A 26876-nucleotide genomic window follows, 5' to 3' on the forward strand; every position below is an offset into this window, starting at 1 on the left:
CTGAGGTCCTGTGGGCTCGCGGCGGATGCCGCGCGGCCGGGCGGGTTGCCCGGCCGTACTACTTGCTCTCGGGAGCCCCGCCCTCGGCATCGCCCTTCGCGGCGCTGTCCTTGGTGAGCGTCAGCGGCTTGTCCTCGACCGGCGCGGCGTCGGCGTCCTCGGCCTCCGGCTCGGGCAGCTCGTCATCGGCGGGGCGGCCGTTGATGATCGCGTCGTACTCCTGGGGGTCCAGGACGGCCGCGACGGCGCTCTTGGTGAAGTGGGTGACCACGCCGGGCGCGATCTCCAGCTCGACGGTCTCCTCGTTGACCGCCTTCACCTGGGCGTACAGGCCACCGATGGTGCGCACCCCCGCCCCGGGCTCCAGCGCCGTCTGCATCTGCTGCATCTGCTGCTGGCGCTTCTTCTGCGACCGGAACATGAGCACGATCGCGATGATCGGGAGGAGAAGGATGATGAGGTTCACTGCAGCCAGGGTCCTTTACGGGCCGCCGGCCGGCGGCCTGTGTGGTATTGGTCGGCCCGTCAGGTGAGAGGGGCGGTCCGGCGGAGTCTAGGCGACCCCGAATCGATCGGACAACGCCAAGCATCGCATCCTGCCGCCGAAAGTGGCGACCCTCCGCCTGCACAGTTTCACCGGACTTCGCTCCGGGCCACTCCCCACGCCACCTCGGGAGCACCGGACGGGAACCGACCCGCCGATCTCACCCGTTCAGCCGATGGCGGTCAACTTTCGTCGGCGGGGAACAGCTCCGACTGCGCCGGAACACTTCTGCGAGTGGTCTGGACCGGCGGAGTCAGGCCGAGGTGCTGCCAGGCGGCCGCGGTGGCGATCCGACCGCGCGGAGTGCGGGCGAGCAGGCCCTCGCGGACCAGGAAGGGCTCGGCGACCTCCTCGACCGTCTCGGACTCCTCCCCCACGGCGACGGCGAGTGTCGACAAACCGACCGGACCGCCGCCGAACAGCCGCAGCAGCGCGTCCAGCACCGCGCGGTCCAGCCGGTCCAGCCCGCGGGCGTCCACCTCGTAGACGTCCAGCGCCTGGGCGGCGATCTCGGCGTTGACCAGGCCGTCGTGCCGGACCTGGGCGTAGTCGCGGACCCGGCGCAGCAGCCGGTTGGCGATGCGCGGGGTGCCCCGCGAGCGCCCGGCGATCTCGGCCGCACCGGCCGGGTCTATCTCCACGTCCAGCAACGTGGCCGAGCGGTGCACCACCCGCTGGAGCTCGGCCGGGGCGTAGAACTCCATGTGCCCGGTGAAGCCGAAGCGGTCGCGCAGCGGCGGCGGCAGCAGGCCGGCCCTGGTGGTGGCGCCGACCAGGGTGAAGGGCGGCAGCTCCAGCGGGATGGCGGTGGCGCCCGGTCCCTTGCCGACGATCACGTCGACCCGGAAGTCCTCCATCGCCATGTAGAGCATCTCCTCGGCCGGCCGGGACATCCGGTGGATCTCGTCGAGGAAGAGCACCTCGCCCTCGGTGAGCGAGGAGAGGATCGCCGCGAGGTCACCCGCGTGCTGGATGGCCGGGCCGGAGGTGATCCGGATCGGGACGCCCAGCTCGGCGGCGATGATCATGGACAGGGTGGTCTTGCCGAGCCCGGGCGGGCCGCTCAGCAGCACGTGGTCGGGCGCGCTGCCGCGCTTGCGGGCGGCCTGGAGCACCAGCGACAGCTGCTCGCGCACCCGCTCCTGGCCGATGAACTCGTCCAGCAGCTTGGGGCGCAGCGCCGCCTCCACCGCCTGGTCCTCGCCGTCGGCGGCGGCCGTGACCAGCCGGTCGGCGGGTTCCGAGTCGTACATCCTCGCGGGCTCCAGAGTCTCCAGTGTCGACAAACGGACAGATCGTCAGGTGATCAGCGGGCGCGGTTGAGGCCGCGCAGGGCGAGCCTGAGCAGGGCGCCGACGTCCGGCGTCGGCTGCCCCTCGGCCTCCGGGGTGACGGCGGCGACCGCCTCGTCCGCCTCGCGCGGGGCGTAGCCGAGGCCGGTCAGCGCGGAGTGCAGCTGCTCGCTCCACGGCGCCGGACCGGCGGCGACCGGCTTCTGGGCGGGGACGGCGCCGTGCGGGGCGCCGAGCTTGTCCTTGTACTCCAGCAGCAGCTTGGCCGCCTTGGCCTTGCCGATGCCCGGCACGGCGACCAGCGCCTTCTCGTCGCCGGCCGCGATCGCGGCGCGCAGCGCGTCGGGGCTGTGCACGCCGAGGATCGCCTGCGCCAGCTTGGGGCCGACGCCGGGCGCCGCCTGGAGGATCTCGAACACGGCGCGCTCGTCGTCGTCCGCGAAGCCGAACAGGGTCAGCGAGTCCTCCCGGACCACCAGGGAGGTGGCCAGCCGGACCGGCTCGCCCAGCCGCAGCCCGGCCAGGGTGTTCGGGGTGCACTGCACGGCCATGCCGACGCCGCCCACCTCGACGACCGCGATCCCGGAGGAGACGGCCGCCACGGGCCCTTGCACGAAGGCGATCATCGGACGGTGCCTTTCAAAGGAGTGGAGCGGGGGGTGGTGCGGGCGGCCCGGACCGCGGCCTCCAGCCGGTTGCTCGCCCCGCCGCGCCAGATGTGGCAGATGGCCAGCGCCAGCGCGTCGGCGGCGTCGGCGGGCTTGGGCGGCGCGTCCAGCCGCAGCAGGCGCTGCACCATGGCGGTGACCTGCGCCTTGTCTGCCCGGCCCGAGCCGGTGACGGCGGCCTTGACCTCACTGGGGGTGTGCAGGGTGACGGGTATGCCGCGCCGGGTGGCGCAGAGCATCGCGACCGCGCTGGCCTGGGCGGTGCCCATCACGGTGCGGACGTTGTGCTGGGCGAAGACCCGCTCGACGGCGACCAGGTCCGGCCGGTGCTCGTCCAGCCAGGCCTCCAGGCCCTGCTCCACCTGGAGCAGCCGCTGCCCGATCTCCGCCTCGGCGGGGGTGCGCACCACGCCGACCCCGGCCATCCGCAGCGGCCGGCCCGGCGCGCCCTCGACCACGCCGACTCCGCACCTGGTCAGCCCCGGGTCCACGCCCAGTACCCGCACCACTCGCCCCGACTCCCTGCCACTCGCCACTCGTCACTCGGAGGACCCCCGCAGGCTACCGCCCGGGTCCGACAACCCGACCGACGACACCGGCCCGGTGGTCCAGGGACCACCGGGCCGGGCAGTGAGAACGGTCACTCGCCGTCGATCGATCGATGCCGTGTCACTCGGCGTCGAGCTGCGCACCGACCTCGTCGGAGATGTCGAAGTTGGCGAAGACGTTCTGCACGTCGTCGCTGTCCTCGAGCGCGTCGATCAGCTTCAGGATCTTGCGGGCGCCGTCGACGTCCAGCTCGACCTGCATGCTGGGCAGGAAGTTCGCCTCGGCCGAGTCGTAGTCGACGCCGGCGTCGACCAGCGCGGTGCGCACGGCGACCATCTTCGAGGCCTCGGAGACGATCTCGAACGAGTCGCCGAGGTCGTTGATCTCCTCGGGCTCCTGGTCCAGGACGACCTCGAACAGCTTGTCCTCGTCCACACCGTCGGCCTTGGGGACGATGACGACACCCTTGCGGGTGAACAGGTACGACACCGAGCCCGGGTCGGCCATCGAGCCGCCGTTGCGGGTCATCGCGACGCGCACGTCGGAGGCGGCGCGGTTGCGGTTGTCGGTGAGGCACTCGATCAGGACCGCGACGCCGTTCGGGCCGTAGCCCTCGTACATGATGGTCTGGTAGTCGGCGCCGCCGGCCTCCAGGCCGCCACCGCGCTTGACGGCGCGGTTGATGTTGTCGATCGGGACCGAGCTCTTCTTCGCCTTCTGGATGGCGTCGTAGAGCGTCGGGTTGCCCGCCGGGTCGGGACCGCCGGTGCGCGCCGCCACCTCGATGTTCTTGATCATCTTGGCGAAGAGCTTGCCGCGCTTGGCGTCGATCACGGCCTTCTTGTGCTTGGTGGTAGCCCACTTAGAGTGGCCGGACATCGCCAGCTCCTTTACGTCGCCAAAGGGAAATGAACAGATGAGATCTTACCGGTGTCGCCACCGGTGAGACGCACACGGTCAGCGCGCGGCCGCGGAGAGGTGCTCCTCGACCATCCGCACGAAGTACGCGTGCACCCGGTGGTCACCGGTCAGCTCCGGATGGAAGGAGGTGGCCAGCAGGTTGCCCTGGCGGACCGCCACGATCCGGCTGTCCGGGCCGTCCGCGGCGGGCAGCTCGGCCAGGACCCTGACGCCCGCGCCGACCGACTCGACCCAGGGGGCACGGATGAAGACGCCGTGCACCGGCGCGTCGTCCAGGCCGGCGAAGTCGATCCCGGACTCGAAGGACTCGTTCTGACGGCCGAAGGCGTTGCGGCGCACCGTCATGTCGATGCCACCGACGGTCTCCTGGTCCTCGCGGCCGTCCAGGATCTTGTCCGCCAGCATGATCATGCCCGCGCAGGTGCCGTAGACCGGCATCCCGGCGGCGACCCGCTCGCGCAGCGGCTCCATCACGCCGAACAGCAGGGCCAGCTTGGACATGGTGGTGGATTCCCCGCCGGGGATCACCAGCGCGTCGACCTCGGCCAGCTCCTCGGCGCGGCGCACCGGACGGGCGAGCGCGTCGGCCTCGGCCAGCGCCACCAGGTGCTCGCGGACGTCGCCCTGGAGGGCGAGGACGCCGATGACAGGAGTGCTCACGGTCTTCAACCTCTATCGATCGTTACGACGGACTACGTGGCGCGGCCCGCCGCGCACCGAGGCGCTGCGGCGGGCCGGCCCGGAAACTGCGGGTGACTACCAGCCGCGGTTGGCGTAGCGCTCGGTCTCCGGCAGGGTGTCGCAGTTGATGCCGACCATGGCCTCGCCCAGGTTGCGGGAGGCGTCCGCGATGATCTTCGGGTCGTCGAAGAACGTGGTGGCCTTGACGATGGCGGCGGCACGCTTGGCCGGGTCGCCCGACTTGAAGATGCCGGAGCCGACGAAGACGCCCTCGGCGCCCAGCTGGCGCATCAGCGCGGCGTCGGCCGGGGTGGCCACGCCACCGGCGGAGAACAGCACGACCGGCAGCTTGCCGAGCTCGGCGACCTCCTTGACCAGCTCGTACGGGGCGCGCAGCTCCTTGGCGGCGGCGTACAGCTCGTTGTGGTCCAGGGCGCGCAGGTGGCCGATCTCGTTCTTGATCTGGCGCAGGTGGCGGACGGCCTCGACGACGTTGCCGGTGCCGGCCTCGCCCTTCGAGCGGATCATGGCCGCGCCCTCGGCGATGCGGCGCAGGGCCTCGCCCAGGTTGGTGGCGCCGCAGACGAAGGGGGTGGTGAAGGCGAACTTGTCCGAGTGGTTGACCTCGTCGGCCGGGGTCAGGACCTCGGACTCGTCGATGTAGTCGACGCCCAGCGACTGGAGCACCTGGGCCTCGACGAAGTGGCCGATGCGGGACTTGGCCATCACCGGGATGGAGACCGCCTCGATGATCTCCTCGATCATGTTCGGGTCGGACATGCGAGCCACGCCGCCGTCCTTGCGGATGTCCGCCGGGACCCGCTCCAGGGCCATGACGGCGACCGCGCCGGCGTCCTCGGCGATCTTGGCCTGCTCGGCGTTGACCACGTCCATGATCACACCGCCCTTGAGCTGCTCGGCCATGCCGCGCTTCACGCGGGCGGTGCCGATCTGCGGCTGGTCTGCGGTGGTGGGGGTGGTGGACACGTGAGACCTCACTCGAAGATGAATCAGTGCTATCGCCCTATGGTAGGCAGAACGGGTGACGCCTCCATGCGCCACCAAGTCCAGCCCGGACGACGGGACACGACAATCAGGCCGTATCCGGGGGACACCCTAAGCGGGCGCTCCTTCGGGCGTGAGAGCGGGCGGCGGGGCGTCGTCCATCTCGAACGCCAGCGGGAACGGCGCCTTCCCCGCCAGCCGGAAGTACCGCACCAGACGGTGCTCGCGCACCGCCCGCGCCGCCCGCACCGCGTCGTTGTGGAACCGACGGGCCATCGGCACCCGCCGCACCGCGGCCGTCAGGTCACGAACCGCGTCCTCACCGCCCGGCTCGGCCATCAGCGCCGCCATCTGCTCCGGCTCCTCGAACACCGCCCGCAGCGCCAGGCTCAACTGGCTCTCCGCCACCTCGCGCTGCTCGTCCTCGGCCTGCCGGGCCGCGTGCGCCGCGTCCAGCAGCAGCAGCGAGGCCGCCGGATCCAGCAGCGAGGACGTCGCCAGCTCCATCGCCACCGACGCCCGGCGCACCAGCTGCGCGTCCAGCGCCGCCCGCGCGGCGTCGATCCGGGCGTGCAACCGGTCCAGCCGACCGGCCGTCCAACTCAGGTACATGCCGAACAGCACCACGGCCACGCCGGCCCAGATCCAGGTAGTCACGGGCCGCTACGTTACCGGGTGTCACCGGTTCAGCCCCGGGCGGTCGCGTTCCGGTAGCTCTCACGGTCGATGTCCGCGATGTTCACCGCCGTGAACAGCCGGGTGCCCGGCTTCGGCCGGACGTACTGCGCCAGCAGCGCCAGCACGCCCTCGCTCAGCGCGGCCTTCGCCTCCGGCGTACGGCCGGGGAAGATCTGGAACTCCACGAACACCTGGGTGTCGGCGGCCGCCCCGCCGGTGCCCACCACCAGCACCTCGCTCTGCCGGAACACCGTCTTGCAGGACTCCGGCTTCGCGTCGATCGTCGCCTCCGCCAGCCGGTTGATCGCCAGGCCCAGGCCCCGGCGGTCGAAGGTGCCGGCCAGGTCGGCCGAGTAGTCGACGGAGATCTGCGGCATCGTCGCCCCCGTGGATCGCAGTGGTACGGACGCCCGACCCTAACCCCACCGACACCCGGACCCGCCCGCGGGGATCAGTCCCGTGCCAGCCCGAACCGGCCGCGCCGACCGCTGCGCACGTCCTCCTCGACCACCGCCGCCTCGCCGGCCGTCACCGTCTCGTACACCGCCAGGATGTCCGCGCCCACCGTCGACCAGTCGAACCGCCGCACGTGCCGCGACGCCGCCTCCCGCAGTTCCTCCAGCCGCGCCGGATCACCCAGCAGCCGCAGCGCCGTACGGGCCAGCGCGTCCGCGTCCTCCACCGGGAACAGCTCCCCCGCGTCCCCGCCGTCCAGCACCTGCTTGAACGCGTCCAGGTCGCTCGCCAGCACCGGCGCGCCCGCCGACATCGCCTCGACCAGGATGATCCCGAAGCTCTCGCCACCGGTGTTCGGTGCCACGTACAGGTCCACGCTGCGCAGCAGCCGCGCCTTGTCCCGGTCGCTCACCATGCCGAGGAACTCCACCTGCGCGCGCACCTCGGGCGCCAGGCCCGCGACGGCCTCCTCCTCGTCGCCCTTGCCCGCCACCAGCAGCCGCACCCCCGGCCGCTCCGCCAGGATCCTCGGCAGCGCCGCCAGCAGCGTCGGCAGGCCCTTGCGCGGCTCGTTGATCCGGCCGATGAAGCCGATCGTGCCCGGCTCCCCCTTCGCCGCACCGCCGGTCCAGCGCTCGTCCGGCTCCGCGTCCGCGAAGAAAGCCACGTCCACGCCGTTCGGGATCACCACCGCGTCCCCGCCCAGGTGCTCCACCAGCGTCCGCCGGGCGTACTCCGACACCGCGATCCGGGCCCGCATCTTCTCCAGCCCCGGCTGGAGGATCGGCGAGGCCGCGATCATCACCCGCGACCGCGGATTGGACGTGTGGAACGTCCCCACCATCGGCCCGGTCGCCGACCACGCGGCCAGCATCGACAGGCTCGGCGCGGCCGGCTCGTGCACGTGCAGGATGTCGAACCGCCCGTCGTGCAGCCAGCGCCGCACCCGCGCCGCCGACAGGATCCCGAAGCTCAGCCGCGCCACCGACCCGTTGTACGGCACCGCCACCGACCGCCCCGCCGGGACCACGTACGGCGGCAGCGCCTCGTCGTCCTCGGCCGGCGCCAGCACCGACACCTCGTGCCCCAGACCGATCAGGTGCTCGGCCAGATCCCGGATGTGGAACTGCACCCCACCGGGGACGTCCCAGTCGTACGGGCAGACGATGCCGATCTTCACGGGTTCCTCAAGCTCCTTCGGACAGTCGTGCGGGCGGGGACGGCGGGACGGCTCAGGACCCGGAGGCCTCGGCCGCGGGCTCCGCGGCCGCCTCCACGCGCTCCACGGGCGCCGCCTTCACCGTCTCACGGACCGGCAGATCGGCGAGCCAGAACCTCTGCAGCATGTGCCAGTCCTGCGGGTGCTCGCGGATGCCCCGCTCCCACACCTGCGCCATCGCCTGGGTCATCGCCCGGGTGCGCTCCTTGCGGTCGCCCTCCTCGGGCACCGGCACCTCCGGGTGGATCCGCGCCCGCAGCACCGGGCCGTCGTACCAGAGCGTCACCGGCAGCAGCGCCGCCCCGGTCCGCTGGCACAGCGCCGCGGGACCGGCCGGCATCCGGGTCTCCTCACCGAAGAACGACACCCCGATGCCCGCCTCCGACAGGTCCCGGTCCCCGACCAGGCAGACCAGCCGGCCCTCGCGCAGCCGCCGCGCCAGGGTCCCGATCACGTTCACCGAACCACCGGTCAACGCCAGGACCTCCATGCCCAGGCCCTCCCGGAACGCCACGAACCGGTCGAACAGCCGCTCCGGCTTCAACCGCTCCGCGACCGTCGTGAACGGATAGCCCTGCTGCGCCACCCAGGCCCCCGCGAGGTCCCAGTTGCCCATGTGCGGCAGCGCTATCAGCGCGCCCCGCCCGGCCTCCAGCTGCGCCCGCAGGTGCTCGAAGCCCTCCACCTGGACGTCCCTGGCCACCCGCTCCCGGCTCCACACCGGCAGCCGGAACGACTCCATCCAGTACCGCAGGTACGAGCGCATCCCCGCCCGCGACAGCTCCCGCAGCGCGGCCCCGTCCACCCCGGGACGGACCCGGCGCAGATTCGCCTCCAACTGCAGCACCCGCTTGCCGCGCTTGCGCCACGCGTAGTCCGCCAGCCGGTCGAACAGCCCCCGGGCCACCCGCTCCGGCAGGTGCTTCAACAGCCCCCACCCCAGCGCGTACGCCCAGTACACCAGTCGGTCCGTCACCGCAGGACGCCCCCCATCAGCTCCCGGCCGCCGCTCGGTCGGCCTCGAACGCCTCCCGGCGCACCGTCAGCATCCGCTGGAACACCGTCACCAGGCTGCCCGCCGCCACCAGCCACAGCGCCACCGGCAGCAGCCACTCCACGTACGGCACTCCGAACTTGTGCAGGCCCGCGACCCCGGCCGCCACCAGGCTGGCCACCAGCCGCTCGGCCCGCTCCACCAGTCCGGACACGTCGCACGGCAGGCCCTGGCTCTCCGCCCGCGCCTTCGTGTACGACACCACCAGACCGCTCGCCAGGCAGAAGATCGCCACCGCGCAGAGCAGGTCGTTGTCACCCTTGCCCGCGTACCACATCGCCAGACCGCCGAAGATCGCCGCATCCGCGACCCGGTCCAGGGTGGAGTCGAGGAACGCCCCCCACTTCGTGCTCCGGCCCAGCTGGCGGGCCATGTTCCCGTCCACCAGGTCCGAGAAGATGAACACCGTGATCGTGATGGTGCCCCAGAAGAACTCCCCACGGGGGAAGAACACCAGCGCACCGGCCACCGAACCGGCGGTACCGATCAGCGTCACCGCGTCCGGGCTCACGCCCAGGCGGATCAGGAACGCGGCGAACGGGGTCAGGACACGTGTGAAGAAGCCACGCGCGTATTTGTTGAGCATGGCCTTCCCAGCCGCTCCGATCTCCCAGATACCCGCCTGGCGCAGCACGGCGCGGCAGACGGCCGGGCGGATCAGCCCGTCCGGCGCACCCATCGTAGCCACGCCGAGGACACGCTCCGGCGCACGCACCGCCGGACGCCACCCCCGCCCACCGCACGCACACGTCCGATCACCGGCCGGCCGTACGGCACCCGCCCGTCCGCACCCGACCGGCCGTACGGCACGCGCCACCGGCGACACCCGCCCCTAGACTGCGAAGGACAGCCTCGGCGCCACGGGAGGAGACCCCGATGCCCGACCGCAGCACGGCACGAGCCGGCCAGGCACCCGCCGTCACCGGCCCGAAGGACCTGCGCAACGTCGTCCTCATCGGCCCCAGTGGTGTGGGCAAGACCACCCTCGCCGAATCCCTCGCGCTCGCCGCCGGCGCCACCGGCCGTGCCGGCCGCGTCACCGACGGCACCACCATCTCCGACCACGAGGACATCGAGCACCAGCAGCAGCGCTCCGTCCAGCTATCGCTCCTCCCCCTCGAATGGAAGGGCGTCAAGATCAACCTGATCGACCCGCCCGGCCACCCCGACTTCACCGCCGACCTGCGCGCCGCCCTGCACGCCGCCGACGCCGCCGTCTTCGTCGTCTCCGCCACCGACCCGGTCACCGCCCCCACCCGCGCCCTGTGGCGCGAATGCGCCGCCGAGGGCATCCCCCGCGCCATCGCCGTCGCCAAACTCGACCTCGCCCGCACCGGCTTCGACGACATCCTCACCGCCTGCCACGACGCCTTCGAACTGGGCCCCGACACCCTCCGCCCGCTCTTCCTGCCCGTCCACCACGACGGACACCCCGACGGCAGCGTCGACCTCCTCACCGGCGACACCTACGGCGCCGCCGACCCCCTGCCCGACACCGCCCCCGCCCACGACAGCCTCGTCGAAGCCATCTCCGGCCAGGACGACACCCTCATGGAGCGCTACCTCTCCGGCGACCCCCTCGACACCGACTCCCTCGAGGCCGGCCTGCGCCGCGAAGTCCTCTCCTGCGCCCTCCACCCCGCCGTCCCCACCAGCGAGAACGGACTCGGCGCCGCCGAACTCCTCGACCTCATCGCCCACACCTTCCCCGACCCCACCGAACGCACCCGCCCCGCCCCCGCGTGCGACCCCGACGCCCCGCTCGCCGCCCAGGTCGTCCGCGTCACCGGCGACGCCTACGTCGGCCGGATCAGCCTGCTGCGCCTCTACGCCGGCACCCTGCGCCCCGACACCAGGATCCACCTCGTCGGCCCCGCCCACACCGCCGACCAGGACGGCGACGAACGGGTCACAGCCCTCACCAGCCCCTTCGGCAAACTCCAGCGCCCCGTCCCGCACGCCGTCGCCGGCGACCTCGTCTGCGCCGCCAAACTCACCACCGCCCGCGCCGGCGACACCGTCCACGACCCCGGCCACCCCGTCGACCTCGAGGGCTGGCGCCTCCCCGAGCCGCTGCTCCCGATCGCCATCGAAGCCCACAGCAAGGCCGACGACGACAAGCTCTCCCAGGCCCTCGCCCGCCTCACCGCCGAAGACCCGGCCCTACGCCTGGAACAGAGCCCCGACACCCACCAGCTCGTCCTCTGGTGCACCGGCGAAGCCCACGCCGACGTCGTCCTCGACCGCCTCCGCACCCGCCACGGCGTCCACGTCGACACCGTCGAGCCCAAGGTCGCCCTGCGCGAGACCTTCGGCACCGCCGCCGCCGGCCACGGCCGCCTGGTCAAGCAGTCCGGTGGCCACGGCCAGTACGCCATCTGCGACCTCGAGGTCGAACCCCTCCCGGCCGGCTCCGGCTTCGAGTTCCAGGAACACGTCGTCGGCGGCGCCGTCCCCAAGCACTTCATCCCCTCCGTCGAGAAGGGCGTCCGCGCCCAGCTCGCCAAGGGCGTCACCACGGGCTACCCGCTCGTCGACGTCCGGGTCACCCTCACCGACGGCAAGGCCCACTCCGTCGACTCCTCCGACGCGTCCTTCCAGAACGCCGCCGCCCTCGCCCTGCGCGACGCCGCCGAGCACGCCGTCATCCGCCTGCTCGAACCCGTCGCCGCCGTCAGCGTCCTGCTGCCCGACGACTACCTCGGCGCCGTCCTCGGCGACCTCTCCGCCCGGCGCGGCCGCGTGCTCGGCACCGAGACCGGCGGCACCGGACTCACCCTGCTGCGCGCCGAGGTCCCCGAACTCGAACTCGTCCGCTACCCGATCGACCTGCGCTCGCTCACCCACGGCACCGCCGAGTTCTCCCGCGCCTACCTGCGCCACGAACCCATGCCCGCCGCCCTGGCCGAGCGCTACACCGACTGACGACCGACCCCGCGGTCCGACGGCCCTACGGCTGGGCGGGCTTCCGGACCGGCAGCGCGCAGGCCGCCGTACCCCCCGGCATCCGGTGCCGGTTGCGCGCCACCCAGCGGTACGCCAGGCCCGCCAGCGGCCGCACCGGCGCCGCCGTCAACACGGCGCCCAGATACGCCCACGCCCCGCCGGAGCGCATCAGCAGCCGCGCAACCGCCTGCGCGCCCCCGTACACCCGACCGGTCGGCGTCACCCAGAGCACCTCGCGCTCCGCCCGCTCGGCCGACACCTCGCCCCGGCCGCCGGCGAGCCCGTCCAGCCCCGCCAGGTCCGCGAACTGGAACGGCACCGCCTCCCAGCCCCCCGAGGCCAGCGTCTGCCGCAGGTACCGCTCCGCCCAGCGCACGCAGGACGAACAGAACGAACAGTCCCCGTCGAAGACCAGCACCGGATCCTTCACGGCCGTTCCCCTTCCCTTGCTCCACCGTCCATCCTGCCCCACCGCCACCAGGGGCACCCCGGCGGGTATCGACCCGCCCGAAGCTGGGCATCATGCCCCTCAGGCCTCCGGTGACGGCACTTCAGACGATCATCCGCGCGGGGGTGCCACGGCACGGTAACCTGCCGCTGACAAGGGGAGGAGGGGACGCCACCGTGACCACACTCGACATGACCCCGGGTGCGCAGATACCCCGGACCGACGCCGGCCCGCAGACAGCCATCACCCAGGGACTCTCCTCGACCGCCTACCGCGACGGCGAGGTCGGCGCCTTCGTCGGCGCCGTCACCGACGCCACGGAGAAGAAGGGCCGCTTCGCGCTCTTCCGCCCCAACCTCGGCGAGGCCTTCAGCAAGGCGCTGATCTCCCGCGCCCTGGGCGGCGGCCGCAAACCCCTCGTCCCGGCCTTCGGAGTCGACACCCGCCAGGTCGTCGAACACTGCCTGGCCGCCGAGGAACTGCGCAACACCCGCGACCGGCAGCTCAGCACCGTCTCCGTCGTCACCGGCGTGCTCTTCCTCCCCGGCACCCTGATCTGGCTCGGCGCCTTCCAGCTCCGCGCCTGGCTCAAGCGGGACAACCCGAAGAACGCGGCCGTCTACGGCGGCATCGTGCTCGCCGCGACCGCCGCCCTCGCCGTCCTGCTCCTGCTGCGCCCACCGGCCGCCGGCTACCTCGGCATCTACCTGCGCGTCACCATGCTCGCGCCGGTCATCGGCTGGTACCTCGCCCGCCGGATCGTCGAGCGCTCCGCCAAGGACCTGCGCTCCCGCTGGCAGGCGCTGGTCGAGGGCAGCGTGGTGGCCGCCTCCGTCGCCAAGGCCGTCCCCCGCGACGACCTCGACAAGAAGGCCACCGACCTGCGCGACAAGCTCGGCCGCCTGGACGCCGAGCAGGAGACCAACATCCACCACTACGCCGGCCCCAAGGGCATCCTCGGTGCCGGCCGCCGCTGGGGCGAGTGGCGCCTCGCCGACACCCTCCACCCCGCCGACGGCCACGCCGACTTCCGCGCCTTCCACCCCTGGGACCTGGTCCGCCGGATCTCCTCCCACCTCAAGGGCCTCGGCGTCAGCCACGTCGCCAACAGCGGCATGCCCAACGTCGCCATCAAGCAGTGGGTGGTCTTCGACATCGGCGAGGGCGCCGACGAGATCAGCCGCCCCGGCAACGCCGACATGGACGGCGACCGGATGCGCGACTTCGCCGTGCAGAGCGTCGCCGACAAGCAGACCTTCTCCGGCGGCCCCCGGCACTACCTCGCCACCCAGTTCATCACCCACGACGGCAAGCTGGTCCTCACCTTCACCGTCACCGTCACCCTGCTCGCCAACGTCCTCAACATCACGGTGTCCGGCTACGCGCTCGGCCCGGTCAAGGGCGTCTTCTTCGACAAGCCCAAGGACAAGGAGAAGTCGGTCGCCAAGACCGTGAAGTTCTGGGAGGAGCGCACCGTCAAGCTCCCCCTGATCGACAACGACGAGGTCGTCCGCCAGGCCGTCCGCGCCCCCTTCTACCGGATGCCCGGCCTGCTCGGCTGGCTCGGCGGCGGGCTCGGGCTGCCCGAGCCCTTCGGGCTGCGGCACATCTGGGCCGGCCGGGCCTGGGAGAACCGCTCCATGGTCGACAACGCCCAGAACGCCTCCGTCCCGGTGCTCGCCGCCGTCCACGCTGCCACGCTGGAGTTCCTGGAGGAGCACGACCTGGACGCCGACCGCTTCTTCAAGAACCGCACCTCGATCATCAAGTCCGAGGCGCAGAGCCCGCGCCCGTACGACGTGGACACCTTCAACGCCGGCTGACCCGGCGCGGAGCACGCGAGAGGGCCCCACCGAGCATCCCGGTGGGGCCCTCTCGCACGCGTCGCCAGGGCTCAGCCCTGCGGCCAGACCTCGGCCAGCATCTTCCGGGTGTCCGCCAGCAGCTGCGGCAGCACCTTGGTGTGGCCGACCACCGGCATGAAGTTGGTGTCCCCGCCCCAGCGCGGCACCACGTGCTGGTGCAGGTGCGCCGCGATCCCGGCCCCGGCCGCAGCGCCCTGGTTCATCCCGATGTTGAACCCGTGCGCCCCGGAGGCCGCCCGCAGCGCCGTCATCGCCTTCTTGGTGAAGTCCGCCAGCTCGGCCGTCTCGGCCTCGTCCAGGTCGGTGTAGTCGGCCACGTGGCGGTACGGGACCACCATCAGGTGCCCGCCGTTGTACGGGTACAGGTTCAGCACCGCGAAAACGGCGCTCCCCCGGGCGATGACCAGCCCGTCCTCGTCGCTCAGCGACGGGATCGAGCAGAACGGACAACCGTCGTCCGGAGCCGGGCCGGTGGGCTTGTTCTCACCCTGGATGTACGCCATCCGATGGGGGGTCCACAGGCGGCGGAAGCCGTCCGGCTCACCGACGCCCCGCTGCAGTTCCGGCTCAGTCGTCATGCTGATCAGCATATTCGCCCAACGGTGCTTGCAAAGCCGCGCGGGGCAGACTCTTCGAGAGCCTGCCCCGCGCGTCCCCGCCAGGGCGGGGCCTACGTCACACCTGGATACGACGCTCCACCGCGTCCACGATCTCGGCGATCGCCTCGTCGACCGGCACACCGTTCTTCTGCTCGCCGTTGCGGTAGCGGAAGGACACCGCGCCCGCCTCGACATCGTCGTTGCCCGCGATCAGCATGAACGGCGTCTTGCTGCGCTGGGCGTTCCTGATCTTCTTCTGCATGCGGTCGTCCGAGGTGTCGACCTCGACCCGGATCCCGTGCTTCTTGAGCTTCGCCGCGACCTCCAGCAGGTACGGCACGTGCTCGTCGGTGATCGGGATGCCGGTGACGGTGACCGGGGCCAGCCACGGCGGCATGGCGCCCGCGTAGTGCTCCAGCAGCACGGCGAAGAAGCGCTCGATCGAGCCGAACAGCGCCCGGTGGATCATGACCGGCCGCTGACGCGAGCCGTCCGCCGCGGTGTACTCCAGGTCGAAGCGCTCGGGCAGGTTGAAGTCGAGCTGGATGGTCGACATCTGCCAGGTACGGCCGATGGCGTCCTTCGCCTGCACCGAGATCTTCGGGCCGTAGAAGGCCGCGCCGCCCGGGTCCGGAACCAGCGGCAGCCCCTGCTTCTCGGCCACGCTCGCCAGGACGGCGGTGGCCTCCTCCCAGGTCTCGTCCGACCCGACGTACTTGACCGGGTCCTTGGTCGACAGCTCCAGGTAGAAGTCGGTCAGACCGTAGTCGCGGAGCAGGTTGAGCACGAAGGTCAGGGTCGAGTCGAGCTCGTCCGCCATCTGCTCGCGGGTGCAGTAGATGTGGGCGTCGTCCTGCGTGAACCCGCGGGCACGGGTCAGGCCGTGCACCACACCCGACTTCTCGTAGCGGTACACCGTCCCGAACTCGAAGAGGCGCAGCGGCAGTTCACGGTACGAGCGGCCGCGAGCGTCGAAGATCAGGTTGTGCATCGGGCAGTTCATCGGCTTGAGGTAGTAGTCCACGCCCTCGTCGAGCTGCATGGGCGGGTACATACCGTCCGCGTACCAGTCGAGGTGGCCGCTCTTCTCGAAGAGCTTCCCCTTGGTGGCGTGCGGGGTGTAGACGAACTCGTAGCCCTCTTCCTCGTGCCGCTTGCGCGAGTAGTCCTCCATCGCGCGGCGGATGATGCCGCCCTTGGGGTGGAAGACGGCGAGGCCGGAGCCGATCTCCTCGGGGATGGAGAAGAGGTCGAGCTCGTTGCCGAGCTTGCGGTGGTCGCGCTTCTCGGCCTCGACGAGGAAGTCGAGGTGGGCCTTGAGCTCGTCCTTGGTCGGCCAGGCGGTGCCGTAGATGCGCTGGAGCATCGGGTTCTTCTCGCTGCCGCGCCAGTAGGCGGCCGCGTTGCGCATCAGCTTGAACGCCGGGATGTGCCGGGTGCTGGGCAGGTGCGGGCCGCGGCAGAGGTCTCCCCAGCACTGCTCGCCGCTCTTGGCGTCCAGGTTGTCGTAGATGGTGAGCTCGCCGGCGCCGACCTCGACGTCGGCGCCCTCGCCGGCGGTGGCGGCGGAACCCTTGAGGCCGATCAGCTCGAGCTTGTACGGCTCGGCGGCCAGCTCCTCGCGGGCGGACTCGTCGGTGACCACGCGGCGGGAGAACTTCTGCCCGCGCTTGATGATCTCCTGCATCTTCTTCTCGATGGCCTTGAGGTCATCGGGGTGGAAGGGCTTCTCGACGTCGAAGTCGTAGTAGAAGCCGTCCTTGACCGGCGGGCCGATGCCCAGCTTGGCCTCGGGGTAGAGCTGCTGCACGGCCTGGGCCATGACGTGCGCGGTGGAGTGGCGCAGGATGTCGAGGCCGTCCTTGCTGCCGATCTCGACGGGCTCGACCTCGTCGCCGTCCTGGACGGCGTAGGCGAGGTCCTTGAGCTGGCCGCCGACGCGGGCGGCGATGATCGAGCGGTCGTCGGCGAAGAGCTCGGCGGCCGTGGTGCCCGTCGTCACCACGCGCTCTTCCCGATCGGGTTCGCGGCTGATGATTACCCGGACGTCCGTCACCGGTCTCTCCTGACGTGCTGGATTTCAGAGGACGCAACACTGCGCTGCGCGTGACGATGGTACCGAGAGCGCCGCCCCCGCCGTCCACCTACGCCCCTTCTCCCCCTCCCTCCGCCGTCTCCCCGAGCGCTTTCAGCAGCCGCTCGCGGTCCCCTTCCTCCCAGCCGCGGAGTTCCAGTCCGTGCGGGAGGGTCAGCCGGCGGAAGCCGCCGTGCCGGTCCAGCCGGCCGGAGACCCGCAGGGGCAGGCCCGCGAGGTGGGCCTCGGCGGCGAGCCGGTAGTCGGGGTCGGGCAGGCGGAGCTTGAGTTCGCGGACGTCGGCGCCTGCCAGCACCCGCAGCCGTACCGAGCCGGGGCCCGTGGGGTCGGCACGCTTGAGCCGGGTGACGACGCCGAGCACGGTGACGGCGACGGCGGGCTCGATCCGTTCCAGCAGGTCGGCGGCCTCCACCAGGGCGGGCAGGTCACCGGGTGAGAAGTCGAGGTCGATCCGGCGGTCCCCGAAGCCGCCCGGCGTTCCGGCGGCGGGTGACCAGGAGACGCTGAGCCGGGCTGCCGTCGCGTCGCGCACCAACTCCTCGACGGACTGGACGAGCTCCCGGCTGACACCGGACCGGACGGCGTTCCCGAAGGCCTCGGGCCCGCCGCTGACCCGGCGGTAGTCCACGGCGTCGCGCAGCGCCTCCAGGGCGCGGACCAGGGTGGTGACGGCGGCGCGGCCCTCGGGGGCGGGGGTGTGGGCGGTGAGGGCGGCGCCCTGTTCGACCAGCAGGACGCGGTCCAGGAAGTCCCCGGCGGGGCCGTCCAGCCGGGCGCCGAAGTAGCCGGCCCTGGTGCGGGCGGCCTTGGCACCGGCGGCGAGCATGCCGCGGGCCGCCCGCCGGAGCCGCTCGGCCTCGCCCCAGGCGGTGGTCCCGTCGGGGCCGGGCGGTTCGCGGTGCCAGCACAGTTCGTCGCCGGGGACGGCGAGGGCGAGCAGGATGGAGCGGGCTGAGGGGGTGCGGGAGCGGGAGAGCGCGGTGACGGCGTCGGTGAGGAGCTCGACGGCGTCGTCGAAGCCGTCCCCGGCCGGGACGAGCAGGCTGGTGCCGGGTTCGCCGTCGGGCGGGGTCCAGCGTCCGTAGCGGGCGGCCGGTCCGCCGCGGCGGACCCAGCCGTGCCGGGCGAGCAGGGTCGCCAGGACCTTCGGGTCGACGGTGGCCGGATCGGGCAGGAGCGGGGCCGGTTCGCCCGGTCCGTACGGCGGTGTCATGGGTCCGGTTCCTCCCTGCCGGGGCCGGGCCGTCACGGGCTGCCGCCCGCGCCGACCCGGGCCATGATGTCGCAGAGCGCGCGGTCGTCGAAGACCCGCTCGGTGGGCAGCCGGACGTTGGTGCGCCGCTTCCCGGTGACGGGATGGCCGGCCAGGTTGACCCAGTAGCAGCAGTGCCGCAGTTCCAGGGCGTCCGGGCGGGCCCGCAGCCAGTGGTCGACCCGGCGCGGCAGCAGCATCACGACCAGGATCCGCGGCACCGCGACCCGGGGCCGGGCGAGCTTGCGCAGGTGCTCGTTGTCCAGGGTGAAGCTGAAGAACGGCCCGGCCGGGTCGGGCGCGACCTGCTGGGTGGCCTTGAGCTGGATCTTGACGGTGACCTCGTCGTCCACCTCGTGCTCGCGGGAGCCGTGGCTGACGTGCCAGTCGATGCCGTTGTCCGGGAAGGGCTGGGAGAGCGAGCAGCCGGCCGCGGCGGCCACCGCGTGCAGATAGCCGACCTGCAGGGTCTCCATGCAGGCGGTGACGGCGAGGTTCCCCCGCAGTACCGCCGTCGTCGCCGTCTCCTCGGGCTGCGGCTGGGTCAGTGCCATCGCCCCGTGGCCTCCCCCGGTTCCGGGCCCGTCCCGGTCCGGACGGGCAGTCGATTCGAACGGGACGGTCATGGGCAGGATCCCCGGCCGGGCTTGGGCCAAACGGGTTGAAGGGGCGTCAGGGCCGGGTATCAACCGGGCGCAACGCTCGTCTGAGGGGCAGTCATGCAGCAGCACTGGTACACCGGCCCGCTCGCCTCCTTCGACACCGAGACGACCGGCGTGGACGTGGAGAACGACCGCATCGTCTCGGCCGCCCTGGTCGTCCAGCTCGCGCCCGGCACACCGGCGCGGACCACGACCTGGCTCGCCGATCCGGGGGTTCCGATCCCGGACGGCGCCCGCGCGGTGCACGGGATCACCGACGAGCAGGTGCGCGCCCACGGCCGGCCGGCCGGCACGGTGGTGGCGGAGGTCACCCGCGCGTTGGCGGCCGAGGCGCGGGCCGGGCGCCCGGTGGTGGTGATGAACGCGCCCTACGACCTGACGCTGCTGGACCGGGAGCTGCGCCGCCATCACGGGGTGACGCTGGCCGACGGGCCGGCGGCGGGCCTGCTGGTGCTGGATCCCCGGGTGCTGGACAAGCACGTGGACCGCTACCGCAAGGGCCGTCGGACGCTGACCGACCTGTGCGCCCACTACGGCGTGGAGCTGGCCGGGGCGCACGACGCGGCGGCGGACGCGACGGCGGCGCTGGCGCTGACCCGGCGGATAGGCGCCCGCTACCCGGCGGCGCTGGGCGGGCTGTCGGCGGCGGAGCTGCACCTGCGGCAGGCGATCTGGCACGCGGCGCAGGCGCGCGGGCTGCAGCACTGGTTCGACCGCTCGGGGACGCCGGAGCGGGTGGACCTGTCCTGGCCGCTGCGGCCGGCCCGGTGCGGCTGTGGGCGCCGGCTGGAGCCGGAGCACGGGTGCGAGGCGGCGGCGTAGCGGGCGGCCCCGGGATCCCGGGCCCGGAACGCGCCGCAGGCCCTGACCGGTTTCCTGGTCAGGGCCTGCGTGCTGTCCGGTGGGCGATACTGGGATCGAACCAGTGACCCCTTCGGTGTGAACGAAGTGCTCTCCCGCTGAGCTAATCGCCCGGGCAACGAGAAGAACTGTAGCACCATTCGGGGCCGGTCGTACAACTCGCCCTTCCGGGTGGCACCGACACCGCCGCAGAACTCGCGCTCCACACGGAAGATGACTGTGCCTCAGCCGATTACCGACGGCTCTTCAGGCAGATTCCGGAAATACACGTGAGGCCCAGCCGATAATCGGCTGGGCCTCACGTATCACAATGCATTCCGGTGGGCGATACTGGGATCGAACCAGTGACCCCTTCGGTGTGAACGAAGTGCTCTCCCGCTGAGCTAATCGCCCGGGTGCAGGGAAAACATTACCGCATCCCGGAGGGTGCTCCGACCACTCTCCCGACCCCGGACCCCGCGCCCGGGCAGGTCAGCTCTCGTCGAGCTGCCAGGGGACGGCCAGGCCGTAGCGGGCGAAGTACCAGCCGCCCGCCCCGACGAGGGCGGCCAGTCCGATCGCGGTGAGCGTCAGGTTGCGGCGGCGCACCCGGGGGTCCATGGCCCGCTGGGCGGCCTCGGCGACCTTGCGGCGGGTCCAGCGCAGGGCCAGCTGGGCCCAGACGAACTCGGTGGCCCAGATCCCCATGCCGAGGAAGATCACCAGCCAGCCGGGGCCGGGCAGCGGCAGCATGACCAGCCCGAGCACCACCACCGCGAGGCCGGCCAGGAAGATCGCCACCTGCCAGATCCGGTGCAGCGCCGGCGAGCGGCGGACGAAGGCCGGGGCCCTCGAACCGACCGCCCGCCCACCGTCGACGACCGCGTCAACAGCCTCGGCCGCTTCACCCGTTCTCGCGTTCCCGCCGGTCTTGTCGTTTCGCACAGTCATGCCAGGAAACTAACCAAGTAGCGCCCGGGTATTGCCCGGCCCGGCCGCTGCGGAGCGATTCCGCAATGCGCCGTAAGGGGTACGACTCGCGCCCGAATCGGGACAGAGGGGTTTACATCGGTCTTGGAGGTGGGATGGTCCGTTCGCCGACGTGCGATTCCCCGAGCGCACACTGAGCGAAAGGCCATGGCGCTTATGAACACCACGGTCAGCTGCGAGCTGCACCTGCGCCTCATCGTGTCCAGCGAGTCCTCACTGCCCGTCCCAGCGGGCCTGCGCTACGACACTGCCGACCCCTACGCCGTGCACGCCACGTTCCACACGGGCGCCGACGAGACCGTGGAGTGGGTGTTCGCCCGAGATCTCCTCGCGGAGGGGCTGCACCGACCCACTGGTACCGGCGACGTCCGGGTGTGGCCGTCGCGGAGCCACGGGCAAGGGGTGGTCTGCATCGCCCTGAGCTCTCCGGAAGGAGAAGCCCTGCTGGAGGCCCCGGCCCGGGCGCTTGAGTCGTTCCTCAAGCGGACGGACGCCGCGGTACCCCCCGGCACCGAACACCGTCACTTCGACCTCGACCGGGAGCTGTCCCACATCCTCGCCGAAAGCTGACTCCGTCCGGAGGCGGTCACGCCCCGCTGTCGGCGGGGCCGCAGCCCCTGCCGCCATCGCAGCCGTCCTACTCGGGGGCACGGCAGCGGACTCAGCCGCGCACGACGCGGCCTCGGGGCCGGTGAAACGGTTCTGCTCCTACCGGAGCGGTCCCCAGCACCACAGACGCCCGGCGCCGAAGCCGGTCATCCTCACGGGTGGCCGGCCTCGGGCGCCGGGCGTCGGCGTGTTCCGGCGGCCGCGTCCGCCGGGGTCCACGGACCCCGGCCCGGGGCCCGCCACCCCGGACGACGCCCGGTTTCGTACGCCTTGACGTACTGCGTACACGCATTCGAAAGAAGGCGCCGCCCCACCGGCACGGGGCCCGGTATGGTCTGGGGTAACCGCGGACGCGGGGTATCGGAGTCCCCCTGCGCGAGGAGCCCCCAACGTGCTGATCACCCATGACACCGAGTGCGCGCTGAGCATCCTCGTGGAGCTGCTCAACACCGCGCCCGAGGTGTGCGGCGCCGAGCGGCTGCCGGACGTCGCCGCACTGGACGCCTTCGTGGTCCGCCAGGAGATCAGCGAGATCGACTCACTGACCGAGGACGACCTGCGGCGGGTGCACGAGCTGCGGACCCGGCTGCGCGAGGTGTTCGCGACGGAGTCCACCGCGGAGGCCGCCGAGCTGGTCAACTCGATCGTCGCGGCCGCCGGCACGACGCCCCGGCTGACCGACCACGACGGCCACGACTGGCACATCCACTACTTCGCACCGCACGCCGCGCTCGGCGACCACCTGGCGGCCGAGCTGGGCATGGCGCTGGCCTTCATCCTGGTGGCGGGCGAGCGGGAGCGGCTGCGCCGCTGCGAGGCGCCGGACTGCGCGCGGGTCTTCGTGGACCTCTCCCGGAACCGCTCGCGGCGCTACTGCGACAGCCGCACCTGCGGCAACCGGCTGCACGTCGCCGCCTACCGGGCGCGCCAGCGGTCGGCGGAGGCCGTCCCCTCCGCCTGACCCGCCGCTCAGATCCCGCGCTTGCGGAGGATCTCCTCGATGTCGGCGAAGTCGCCGAGGCCGTCGTCCCGCTTGCCCGCGGCCTGCTTCTTCGGGGCCCCGGGCGGCGTCGGCGCCACCGCCCGGCGCTCGGGCGCCGGGCGGGCCGCGGCCGGGCGCTCCGGGGCGCCCTCCACCGCCGCCGCGCCGCCCCGGCGGCCCGCCCAGCGAGTGGTGACCAGCAGGACCGCGGAGAGGCCGAGCAGCGCGATGCCCGTCCACACCCGGGGGTCGAAGACCAGCTTGGCCGCCCAGTCGGCGAACTCCCCGGCGATCGTGCTCGCCAGCGGGAACAGGCCGGTCAGGTACAGCCCGGCGGGCAGCAGGGCCACCGCGAACCAGCGGGTCGCCGACAGGAAGCGCCGCCGGTAGGCCCGCAGTCCCGCGAAGGCCACCCCGCCCGCGGTGAGGACGAAACTGACCGCCGCACTCAGCACGGAAGCGCTCCTTCGTGTCCGGTCGTCCTGGTCATCGGTGCCTTCCTCTCGGTCCGCCTCCGGGCGCACCTCCGGCCGGAGCGGGCGCCCACTAGTGGAACACTGGGGCAATGATCGATGGTTCCCTCCCCCGCCTCGAGTTCTGGTGCGACCTCCAGTGCCCGGACTGCCACACCGCGCTGGACGACGTACGGGCGCTGCGCGCGCAGTACGGCGACGCGCTGCCCGTGGAGGTGCGGCACTTCCCGCTGGAGAAGCACAAGCACGCCTACGCCGCCGCGGAAGCGGCCGAGGAGGCGTTCGCGCAGGGGCTGGGCTGGCCGTTCGTGGAGGCGCTGCTGGCCCGCACCGCGGAGCTGGACGCGCGTGGGCAGCAGGTGCTGCTGGACGTGGCCCGGGAGGTCGGGGCGGACGTCGAGGAGGTGGACACCGCGCTGGTCGACGGCCGGCACATGCTGACCGTCGACGCCGACCAGGCCGAGGGCAAGGCGATCGGGGTCACCGGCACGCCGACGTACGTGATCGGCGGGAAGCGCCTCGACGGCGGCAAGAGCCAGGACGGGCTGCGCGAGCGGATCGTGGCCGTCATCGAGGCGGCGAAGTGGTCCTGACGGCACGTCAGGTCACAGCGGCTTGCCGTAGAAGCGCTCGGTGACCGCGTATCCGAGCGAGTCGTAGAGCCGGACGGCGACCTCGTTGCGGGTGAAGACGTTGAGGCCCAGGTCGTGCACCCCGGCGGCCAGGCACTCGCGTTCGGCGAGCAGCATCAGTGTGCGTCCGTGTCCCCGGCCCCGGTGGTCCGGGGACACCTCGACGCCCATCACCCAGGCGAGCGGTTCGCCGTCCGGCAGGTCGCGCAGCCGCAGTTGCACCCAGATCGAGCCGTACGGGCCCTCTGCGCCGTCGGCGCCGTACAGCCTGCGCAGGACGACGCCCGGGGTGTCGACGCCCTGCGGGGCGGGGTTCGGCGGGTCGTCGCCGCCGGTCCTGGCGCGGGCCTGCTCCTCGGTGAGGCCGGACCCGACGAGCGACCGGCGGTAGCCCTCCGCCGACCGGGCGAGCCAGTCGTCGAGGTCGGCCGGGTCGAAGGGGCGCGCGCTCACCCCGGAGGGCAGCGCGGGGGCGGCGACCAGCCGCTTGGACATGCTCAGGGCCCGCTCGGTGTAGCCGAGGGCGACGGCGAGCCCGCGCGCCGTCGTGGCCGCCTCGGGGACGCCGACGTCCACCCGGGTGCAGCCCCAGTTGCGCAGCACCTCCTCGGCGGCCAGGGCGCCGAACGTGCCCCGACCCCGGCCGCGTCCCTCGGTGACCTCCAACTCGGATATCCGACCCCAGAGTTGACCGCCCTGCGGATCGGCGGTGGTGCGCAGCGCGCCGACCGGGTGGCCGTTGGAGAGGATCAGCCAGCGTCTGGTGCGGCCGCCGGCCGCGGCGGGTGTCTCCGGGCCCTCGGGGCGCAGCGTGGTGGTCATGTGGTGGTCCCTTCCCCCTGTGCGGAGGGTTATCCACCCGGTCGGCGCGCGCTCCTCGGGTCGGAGGTCACGGGTCGAGGTCGTCGCCGCTGCGCTCGGTGAAGACGGCCATGGCCTTGGCGGTGACGGGGCCGGTGCCGGGCAGTTCGCGGTCGTCGACGCGGGTGACGGCCTGGACGTCGCGGGTGGTGGAGGTCAGGAAGACCTCCTCGGCGTTCCGGAGGGCGCCGAGCGGGAGGTCGGCCTCCTCGGCGCCGCACCAGTCGATGACGAGCTGCCGGGTGATGCCGGCCAGGCAGCCGGAGGCGAGGGTGGGGGTGAGCAGGCGGCCGTCGAGGACCACGAAGACGTTGGAGCCGGTGCCCTCGCAGAGCAGGCCGGCGGTGTTGGCGAACAGGGCCTCGGAGGCGCCGGCGCGGTGGGCGGCGGCCAGGGCGACGACGTTCTCGGCGTACGAGGTGGTCTTGAGGCCGGCGACGGCGCTGTGCTCGTTGCGGCGCCAGGGGACGACGGTGACGGCGGTCTCGTCGGGGCGGCGGGTGATCGGGCTGAGGGCGACGACCAGGGTGGGGCCGGTGGTGCCGCGCTCGGAGCTGAGCGGGCCGTTGCCGCCGGTGTAGGTGATGCGCAGCCGGCCGAGCGGTGCGGGGTTGGCGGCGAGGACCCGGGTGCAGGCCTCGCGGACCAGGTCGTGGTCGGGGTCGGCCAGGCCGAGGCCGCGGGCGGAGCGGGTGAGCCGGTCCAGGTGGCGGGTGACCGCGAAGGCCCGGCCGTCGACGGTCTTCATGGTCTCGAAGACGCCGTCGCCGGTGGTGAGGCCGTGATCGAGGACGGAGACGGCCGCGTCGGCGGAGTCGACGAGCGTGCCGTTGACCCAGCTCGTGGTGCGGTTGTGCATCGGGCTGCTCCTAGGCGGTGGGGGCTCAGGCCCCGGTAGGCTCGGATCCGCGGCCGGACTCGGCGCCAGGCTCGGCTCCGTGCCCGGCTGCGGGCTCGGCTCCGGGTTCGCTGCCCGACGCTATCGCGACCAGGCGGGCGGCCTTCAGTTCGGTTTCGGCCCATTCGCGCTCGGGGTCGGAGCCCCAGGTGATGCCGGCACCGGTACCGAAGCGCAGGACGGGTGCGCCCGGGTCCGTCCGGTCGATCCAGAAGGTGCGGATGCCGACGGCGAGTTCGGCCTCGCCCCGGTCCGCGTCGACCCAGCCGACGGCGCCGCAGTAGGGGCCGCGCGGGGCGGTCTCCAGGGCTTCGATGATCCGCAGGGCGCTGGACTTGGGGGCTCCGGTGACGGAGCCGGGCGGGAAGGTGGCGGCGAGGAGCTCGGGCCAGCCGGCGTCTTCGCGCAGGGTGCCCTCGACGGTGGAGACCAGGTGGACCAGGCCGGGGTGCTTCTCGACGGCGCAGAGGTCGGGGACGGTGACGCTGCCGGTCTCGCAGACCCGGCCGAGGTCGTTGCGGACCAGGTCGACGATCATCACGTTCTCGGCGTGGTCCTTGTCGAGGAGGTCGTCCTCGGTGCGGCCGGTGCCCTTGATCGGGCCGGAGGAGACGGTGCGGCCGGTGCGGCGCAGGTAGAGCTCGGGCGAGGCGGTGGCGATCTCGACGCCGTGACCGGGCAGGCGGATGGTGCCGGCGTAGGGGGCGGGGTTGCCGTGGGCGAGGAGGCCGGTGAGGGCGTCGACGTCACTGCGGTCCGGGTCGGGCAGCGGTGCGGACAGCACCCGGCAGAGGTTGGCCTGGTAGACCTCGCCGGCGGCTATGTGCTCGCGGATGCGGCGCACGCCCGCGATGTAGGCGGCGCGGTCGAGGGAGCTGTGCCAGCTGCCGGCCTGCGGTCCGCGCCAGCCCGCACCGGAGGGCGGAGCGGGGGCGGGGCGGACCTCGTCGAAGCGGGCGCAGGTGAGCCGGCCCTCGAAGTCGTAGGCGACGGCCCAGTAGCCGGCGGAGTCGAGGGCGGCCGGGTCCGAGGTGACGTCGCGCAGTCCGGTGGCCAGGCGGCCTCCGAAGCGGGCGAGTGGGGTGCGGGGGTCGGGGTGGCCGGACACGGTTCTCCTGCGCGGTGGTGCTGGGCGGCGGTGCCTGAAGTGTAGGTCGGGGGCGCGGGCCCGGACCGGCTCGCGCCCCGCGCACGAGCACCCGTGTGCGTCACCCAGGTGTGCGCCGGGTGACCTGCGGATGATCGTCCGGGAGCGCCGCAGGTGGCGGCCGGTGACGTGCCGGGAGGGCTGACGGGACGGCACTCGCGACCATCCCCTCGGCATGCTGCGGGAACGGATTTTTAGCTGGCCCGGGAATCCGCTAGAGTTCAACACGTCGCCAGGGAGCGCAGCCGAAGAAAAGCGGTGAAGGCCCTGGGAGACAGGCGGACGTGGCTCAGTTGGTAGAGCATCACCTTGCCAAGGTGAGGGTCGCGAGTTCGAATCTCGTCGTCCGCTCGATGGAGAACAGTGTAAGATCGTTCTTCATGTGTTGCCTGGTGGAGTGGCCGAGAGGCGAGGCAACGGCCTGCAAAGCCGTGTACACGGGTTCAAATCCCGTCTCCACCTCCAAGAGGCTCCCCCGGTTCCACCGGGGGACCTCCCCGCGCGATTAGC

At 72.5% G+C, this 26876-nt stretch carries 28 protein-coding genes and 4 tRNA genes; 8 read left to right on the plus strand and 24 right to left on the minus strand.

Features of this window, described 5'->3' with window-relative positions:
* Nucleotides 1-58: 58 nt before the first annotated feature.
* The 12 genes from yajC to pgsA form a co-directional block, all read right to left on the minus strand.
* Nucleotides 59-466, minus strand: coding sequence for a preprotein translocase subunit YajC (gene yajC / locus ACZ5OX_RS00750; protein ID WP_449789496.1), 408 nt, complete (start codon nt 464-466; stop codon nt 59-61).
* 260 nt (nt 467-726) lie between these two features.
* Entirely contained in the window at nt 727-1797 is a 1071-nt protein-coding gene (ruvB, locus tag ACZ5OX_RS00755) for a Holliday junction branch migration DNA helicase RuvB (protein WP_465627903.1), read from the minus strand.
* A 53-nt stretch (nt 1798-1850) separates the two neighbouring features.
* Nucleotides 1851-2462, minus strand: coding sequence for a Holliday junction branch migration protein RuvA (gene ruvA, locus ACZ5OX_RS00760; RefSeq protein WP_465627905.1), 612 nt, complete (start codon nt 2460-2462; stop codon nt 1851-1853).
* The gene (ruvC, locus tag ACZ5OX_RS00765) at nt 2459-3010 is read right to left on the minus strand and encodes a crossover junction endodeoxyribonuclease RuvC (protein ID WP_465628864.1); all 552 of its coding nucleotides are present in this window, start codon (nt 3008-3010) and stop codon (nt 2459-2461) included. Before ruvC ends, ruvA begins: the two co-directional genes overlap by 4 nt.
* Before the next feature lie 163 nt (nt 3011-3173).
* The gene (locus ACZ5OX_RS00770) at nt 3174-3932 is read right to left on the minus strand and encodes a YebC/PmpR family DNA-binding transcriptional regulator (protein ID WP_049651428.1); all 759 of its coding nucleotides are present in this window, start codon (nt 3930-3932) and stop codon (nt 3174-3176) included.
* A 78-nt stretch (nt 3933-4010) separates the two neighbouring features.
* Nucleotides 4011-4634: a pyridoxal 5'-phosphate synthase glutaminase subunit PdxT gene (pdxT, locus tag ACZ5OX_RS00775; RefSeq protein WP_392874674.1), complete on the minus strand. Its 624-nt coding sequence runs from the start codon at nt 4632-4634 to the stop codon at nt 4011-4013.
* A 96-nt stretch (nt 4635-4730) separates the two neighbouring features.
* Nucleotides 4731-5642 (minus strand): pyridoxal 5'-phosphate synthase lyase subunit PdxS, encoded by a 912-nt coding sequence (pdxS, locus tag ACZ5OX_RS00780; RefSeq protein ID WP_465627907.1) that lies wholly within the window; start codon nt 5640-5642, stop codon nt 4731-4733.
* Between the two features lie 129 nt (nt 5643-5771).
* The gene (locus ACZ5OX_RS00785) at nt 5772-6272 is read right to left on the minus strand and encodes a hypothetical protein (RefSeq protein ID WP_387751912.1); all 501 of its coding nucleotides are present in this window, start codon (nt 6270-6272) and stop codon (nt 5772-5774) included.
* 74 nt (nt 6273-6346) lie between these two features.
* The gene (locus ACZ5OX_RS00790) at nt 6347-6715 is read right to left on the minus strand and encodes a 5-carboxymethyl-2-hydroxymuconate Delta-isomerase (protein ID WP_449789501.1); all 369 of its coding nucleotides are present in this window, start codon (nt 6713-6715) and stop codon (nt 6347-6349) included.
* A gap of 74 nt (nt 6716-6789) precedes the next feature.
* The gene (locus tag ACZ5OX_RS00795) at nt 6790-7974 is read right to left on the minus strand and encodes a glycosyltransferase family 4 protein (RefSeq protein WP_465627909.1); all 1185 of its coding nucleotides are present in this window, start codon (nt 7972-7974) and stop codon (nt 6790-6792) included.
* A gap of 52 nt (nt 7975-8026) precedes the next feature.
* The gene (locus tag ACZ5OX_RS00800) at nt 8027-8989 is read right to left on the minus strand and encodes a phosphatidylinositol mannoside acyltransferase (RefSeq protein WP_465627911.1); all 963 of its coding nucleotides are present in this window, start codon (nt 8987-8989) and stop codon (nt 8027-8029) included.
* A 16-nt stretch (nt 8990-9005) separates the two neighbouring features.
* Nucleotides 9006-9653 (minus strand): phosphatidylinositol phosphate synthase, encoded by a 648-nt coding sequence (gene pgsA / locus ACZ5OX_RS00805; RefSeq protein WP_465628865.1) that lies wholly within the window; start codon nt 9651-9653, stop codon nt 9006-9008.
* Between the two features lie 290 nt (nt 9654-9943).
* On the opposite strand from pgsA, the gene ACZ5OX_RS00810 reads away from it, so the two are divergent.
* Nucleotides 9944-11992 carry an elongation factor G-like protein EF-G2 gene (locus ACZ5OX_RS00810; RefSeq protein ID WP_465627913.1) on the plus strand — a complete coding sequence of 683 codons (2049 nt, stop codon included), beginning with the start codon at nt 9944-9946 and terminating at the stop codon, nt 11990-11992.
* 25 nt (nt 11993-12017) lie between these two features.
* Here the strand turns inward: ACZ5OX_RS00810 and ACZ5OX_RS00815 are convergent, their stop codons facing one another.
* Entirely contained in the window at nt 12018-12443 is a 426-nt protein-coding gene (locus ACZ5OX_RS00815) for a thiol-disulfide oxidoreductase DCC family protein (protein ID WP_449789506.1), read from the minus strand.
* 194 nt (nt 12444-12637) lie between these two features.
* Here ACZ5OX_RS00815 and ACZ5OX_RS00820 point away from each other — a divergent pair, with 194 nt between their 5' ends.
* Nucleotides 12638-14284 carry a hypothetical protein gene (locus ACZ5OX_RS00820; RefSeq protein WP_465627915.1) on the plus strand — a complete coding sequence of 549 codons (1647 nt, stop codon included), beginning with the start codon at nt 12638-12640 and terminating at the stop codon, nt 14282-14284.
* A gap of 71 nt (nt 14285-14355) precedes the next feature.
* Here the strand turns inward: ACZ5OX_RS00820 and ACZ5OX_RS00825 are convergent, their stop codons facing one another.
* The 4 genes from ACZ5OX_RS00825 to ACZ5OX_RS00840 form a co-directional block, all read right to left on the minus strand.
* Nucleotides 14356-14916 (minus strand): HIT family protein, encoded by a 561-nt coding sequence (locus ACZ5OX_RS00825; protein WP_097238679.1) that lies wholly within the window; start codon nt 14914-14916, stop codon nt 14356-14358.
* Between the two features lie 85 nt (nt 14917-15001).
* A complete protein-coding gene (gene thrS, locus ACZ5OX_RS00830; RefSeq protein ID WP_465627917.1) occupies nt 15002-16981 on the minus strand; it encodes a threonine--tRNA ligase in 1980 nt (659 codons plus the stop codon).
* Between the two features lie 88 nt (nt 16982-17069).
* Nucleotides 17070-18233 carry a hypothetical protein gene (locus ACZ5OX_RS00835; protein WP_465627919.1) on the minus strand — a complete coding sequence of 388 codons (1164 nt, stop codon included), beginning with the start codon at nt 18231-18233 and terminating at the stop codon, nt 17070-17072.
* Between the two features lie 32 nt (nt 18234-18265).
* Nucleotides 18266-18826, minus strand: a complete 561-nt coding sequence (locus ACZ5OX_RS00840) for a DUF4365 domain-containing protein (protein WP_465627921.1) — start codon at nt 18824-18826, stop codon at nt 18266-18268.
* A 165-nt stretch (nt 18827-18991) separates the two neighbouring features.
* On the opposite strand from ACZ5OX_RS00840, the gene ACZ5OX_RS00845 reads away from it, so the two are divergent.
* Nucleotides 18992-19756: an exonuclease domain-containing protein gene (locus tag ACZ5OX_RS00845; RefSeq protein ID WP_465627923.1), complete on the plus strand. Its 765-nt coding sequence runs from the start codon at nt 18992-18994 to the stop codon at nt 19754-19756.
* A gap of 80 nt (nt 19757-19836) precedes the next feature.
* On the opposite strand, the gene ACZ5OX_RS00850 is transcribed toward ACZ5OX_RS00845, so the two are convergent.
* The 3 genes from ACZ5OX_RS00850 to ACZ5OX_RS00860 form a co-directional block, all read right to left on the minus strand.
* Nucleotides 19837-19908 (minus strand) — tRNA-Val (locus tag ACZ5OX_RS00850).
* 208 nt (nt 19909-20116) lie between these two features.
* A tRNA-Val gene (locus ACZ5OX_RS00855) sits at nt 20117-20188 on the minus strand.
* A 78-nt stretch (nt 20189-20266) separates the two neighbouring features.
* Nucleotides 20267-20725 carry a TIGR02611 family protein gene (locus tag ACZ5OX_RS00860; RefSeq protein ID WP_465627925.1) on the minus strand — a complete coding sequence of 153 codons (459 nt, stop codon included), beginning with the start codon at nt 20723-20725 and terminating at the stop codon, nt 20267-20269.
* Nucleotides 20726-20920: 195 nt separating this feature from the next.
* Between ACZ5OX_RS00860 and ACZ5OX_RS00865 the strand changes: the two genes are divergently transcribed.
* Both ACZ5OX_RS00865 and ACZ5OX_RS00870 read left to right on the plus strand, forming a co-directional pair.
* Nucleotides 20921-21334 (plus strand): SsgA family sporulation/cell division regulator, encoded by a 414-nt coding sequence (locus ACZ5OX_RS00865; RefSeq protein WP_030056266.1) that lies wholly within the window; start codon nt 20921-20923, stop codon nt 21332-21334.
* A 430-nt stretch (nt 21335-21764) separates the two neighbouring features.
* A complete protein-coding gene (locus ACZ5OX_RS00870; RefSeq protein ID WP_392914155.1) occupies nt 21765-22334 on the plus strand; it encodes a CGNR zinc finger domain-containing protein in 570 nt (189 codons plus the stop codon).
* Nucleotides 22335-22342: 8 nt separating this feature from the next.
* Here the strand turns inward: ACZ5OX_RS00870 and ACZ5OX_RS00875 are convergent, their stop codons facing one another.
* Nucleotides 22343-22810, minus strand: coding sequence for a hypothetical protein (locus tag ACZ5OX_RS00875; RefSeq protein WP_465627927.1), 468 nt, complete (start codon nt 22808-22810; stop codon nt 22343-22345).
* A gap of 110 nt (nt 22811-22920) precedes the next feature.
* Between ACZ5OX_RS00875 and ACZ5OX_RS00880 the strand changes: the two genes are divergently transcribed.
* Nucleotides 22921-23421, plus strand: coding sequence for a DsbA family protein (locus ACZ5OX_RS00880; protein WP_465627929.1), 501 nt, complete (start codon nt 22921-22923; stop codon nt 23419-23421).
* 12 nt (nt 23422-23433) lie between these two features.
* Here the strand turns inward: ACZ5OX_RS00880 and ACZ5OX_RS00885 are convergent, their stop codons facing one another.
* The 3 genes from ACZ5OX_RS00885 to ACZ5OX_RS00895 form a co-directional block, all read right to left on the minus strand.
* A complete protein-coding gene (locus tag ACZ5OX_RS00885; protein WP_465627931.1) occupies nt 23434-24282 on the minus strand; it encodes a GNAT family N-acetyltransferase in 849 nt (282 codons plus the stop codon).
* A 67-nt stretch (nt 24283-24349) separates the two neighbouring features.
* Nucleotides 24350-25180 (minus strand): aminotransferase class IV, encoded by an 831-nt coding sequence (locus tag ACZ5OX_RS00890; RefSeq protein WP_465627933.1) that lies wholly within the window; start codon nt 25178-25180, stop codon nt 24350-24352.
* 25 nt (nt 25181-25205) lie between these two features.
* Nucleotides 25206-26327, minus strand: coding sequence for a chorismate-binding protein (locus tag ACZ5OX_RS00895; protein ID WP_465627935.1), 1122 nt, complete (start codon nt 26325-26327; stop codon nt 25206-25208).
* 317 nt (nt 26328-26644) lie between these two features.
* On the opposite strand from ACZ5OX_RS00895, the gene ACZ5OX_RS00900 reads away from it, so the two are divergent.
* Together ACZ5OX_RS00900 and ACZ5OX_RS00905 are read left to right on the plus strand one after the other, a co-directional pair.
* A tRNA-Gly gene (locus ACZ5OX_RS00900) sits at nt 26645-26717 on the plus strand.
* A 40-nt stretch (nt 26718-26757) separates the two neighbouring features.
* Nucleotides 26758-26831: transfer RNA gene (locus tag ACZ5OX_RS00905), tRNA-Cys, on the plus strand.
* Nucleotides 26832-26876: the final 45 nt, after the last annotated feature.

The sequence above is a fragment of the Kitasatospora sp. NPDC032121 genome (genome assembly GCF_055580145.1).

What these genes read in the sequence shown, in the direction of transcription:
- ruvB (WP_465627903.1), bottom strand. Translation starts at nt 1,797, where the DNA reads ATGTACGACTCGGAACCCGCCGACCGGCTGGTCACGGCCGCCGCCGAC.
- ruvA (WP_465627905.1), bottom strand. Translation starts at nt 2,462, where the DNA reads ATGATCGCCTTCGTGCAAGGGCCCGTGGCGGCCGTCTCCTCCGGGATC.
- ACZ5OX_RS00770 (WP_049651428.1), bottom strand. Translation starts at nt 3,932, where the DNA reads ATGTCCGGCCACTCTAAGTGGGCTACCACCAAGCACAAGAAGGCCGTG.
- ACZ5OX_RS00785 (WP_387751912.1), bottom strand. Translation starts at nt 6,272, where the DNA reads ATGTACCTGAGTTGGACGGCCGGTCGGCTGGACCGGTTGCACGCCCGG.
- ACZ5OX_RS00790 (WP_449789501.1), bottom strand. Translation starts at nt 6,715, where the DNA reads ATGCCGCAGATCTCCGTCGACTACTCGGCCGACCTGGCCGGCACCTTC.
- pgsA (WP_465628865.1), bottom strand. Translation starts at nt 9,653, where the DNA reads ATGCTCAACAAATACGCGCGTGGCTTCTTCACACGTGTCCTGACCCCG.
- ACZ5OX_RS00810 (WP_465627913.1), top strand. Translation starts at nt 9,944, where the DNA reads ATGCCCGACCGCAGCACGGCACGAGCCGGCCAGGCACCCGCCGTCACC.
- ACZ5OX_RS00825 (WP_097238679.1), bottom strand. Translation starts at nt 14,916, where the DNA reads ATGCTGATCAGCATGACGACTGAGCCGGAACTGCAGCGGGGCGTCGGT.
- ACZ5OX_RS00835 (WP_465627919.1), bottom strand. Translation starts at nt 18,233, where the DNA reads ATGACACCGCCGTACGGACCGGGCGAACCGGCCCCGCTCCTGCCCGAT.
- ACZ5OX_RS00840 (WP_465627921.1), bottom strand. Translation starts at nt 18,826, where the DNA reads ATGGCACTGACCCAGCCGCAGCCCGAGGAGACGGCGACGACGGCGGTA.
- ACZ5OX_RS00845 (WP_465627923.1), top strand. Translation starts at nt 18,992, where the DNA reads ATGCAGCAGCACTGGTACACCGGCCCGCTCGCCTCCTTCGACACCGAG.
- ACZ5OX_RS00860 (WP_465627925.1), bottom strand. Translation starts at nt 20,725, where the DNA reads ATGACTGTGCGAAACGACAAGACCGGCGGGAACGCGAGAACGGGTGAA.
- ACZ5OX_RS00865 (WP_030056266.1), top strand. Translation starts at nt 20,921, where the DNA reads ATGAACACCACGGTCAGCTGCGAGCTGCACCTGCGCCTCATCGTGTCC.
- ACZ5OX_RS00880 (WP_465627929.1), top strand. Translation starts at nt 22,921, where the DNA reads ATGATCGATGGTTCCCTCCCCCGCCTCGAGTTCTGGTGCGACCTCCAG.
- ACZ5OX_RS00885 (WP_465627931.1), bottom strand. Translation starts at nt 24,282, where the DNA reads ATGACCACCACGCTGCGCCCCGAGGGCCCGGAGACACCCGCCGCGGCC.
- ACZ5OX_RS00890 (WP_465627933.1), bottom strand. Translation starts at nt 25,180, where the DNA reads ATGCACAACCGCACCACGAGCTGGGTCAACGGCACGCTCGTCGACTCC.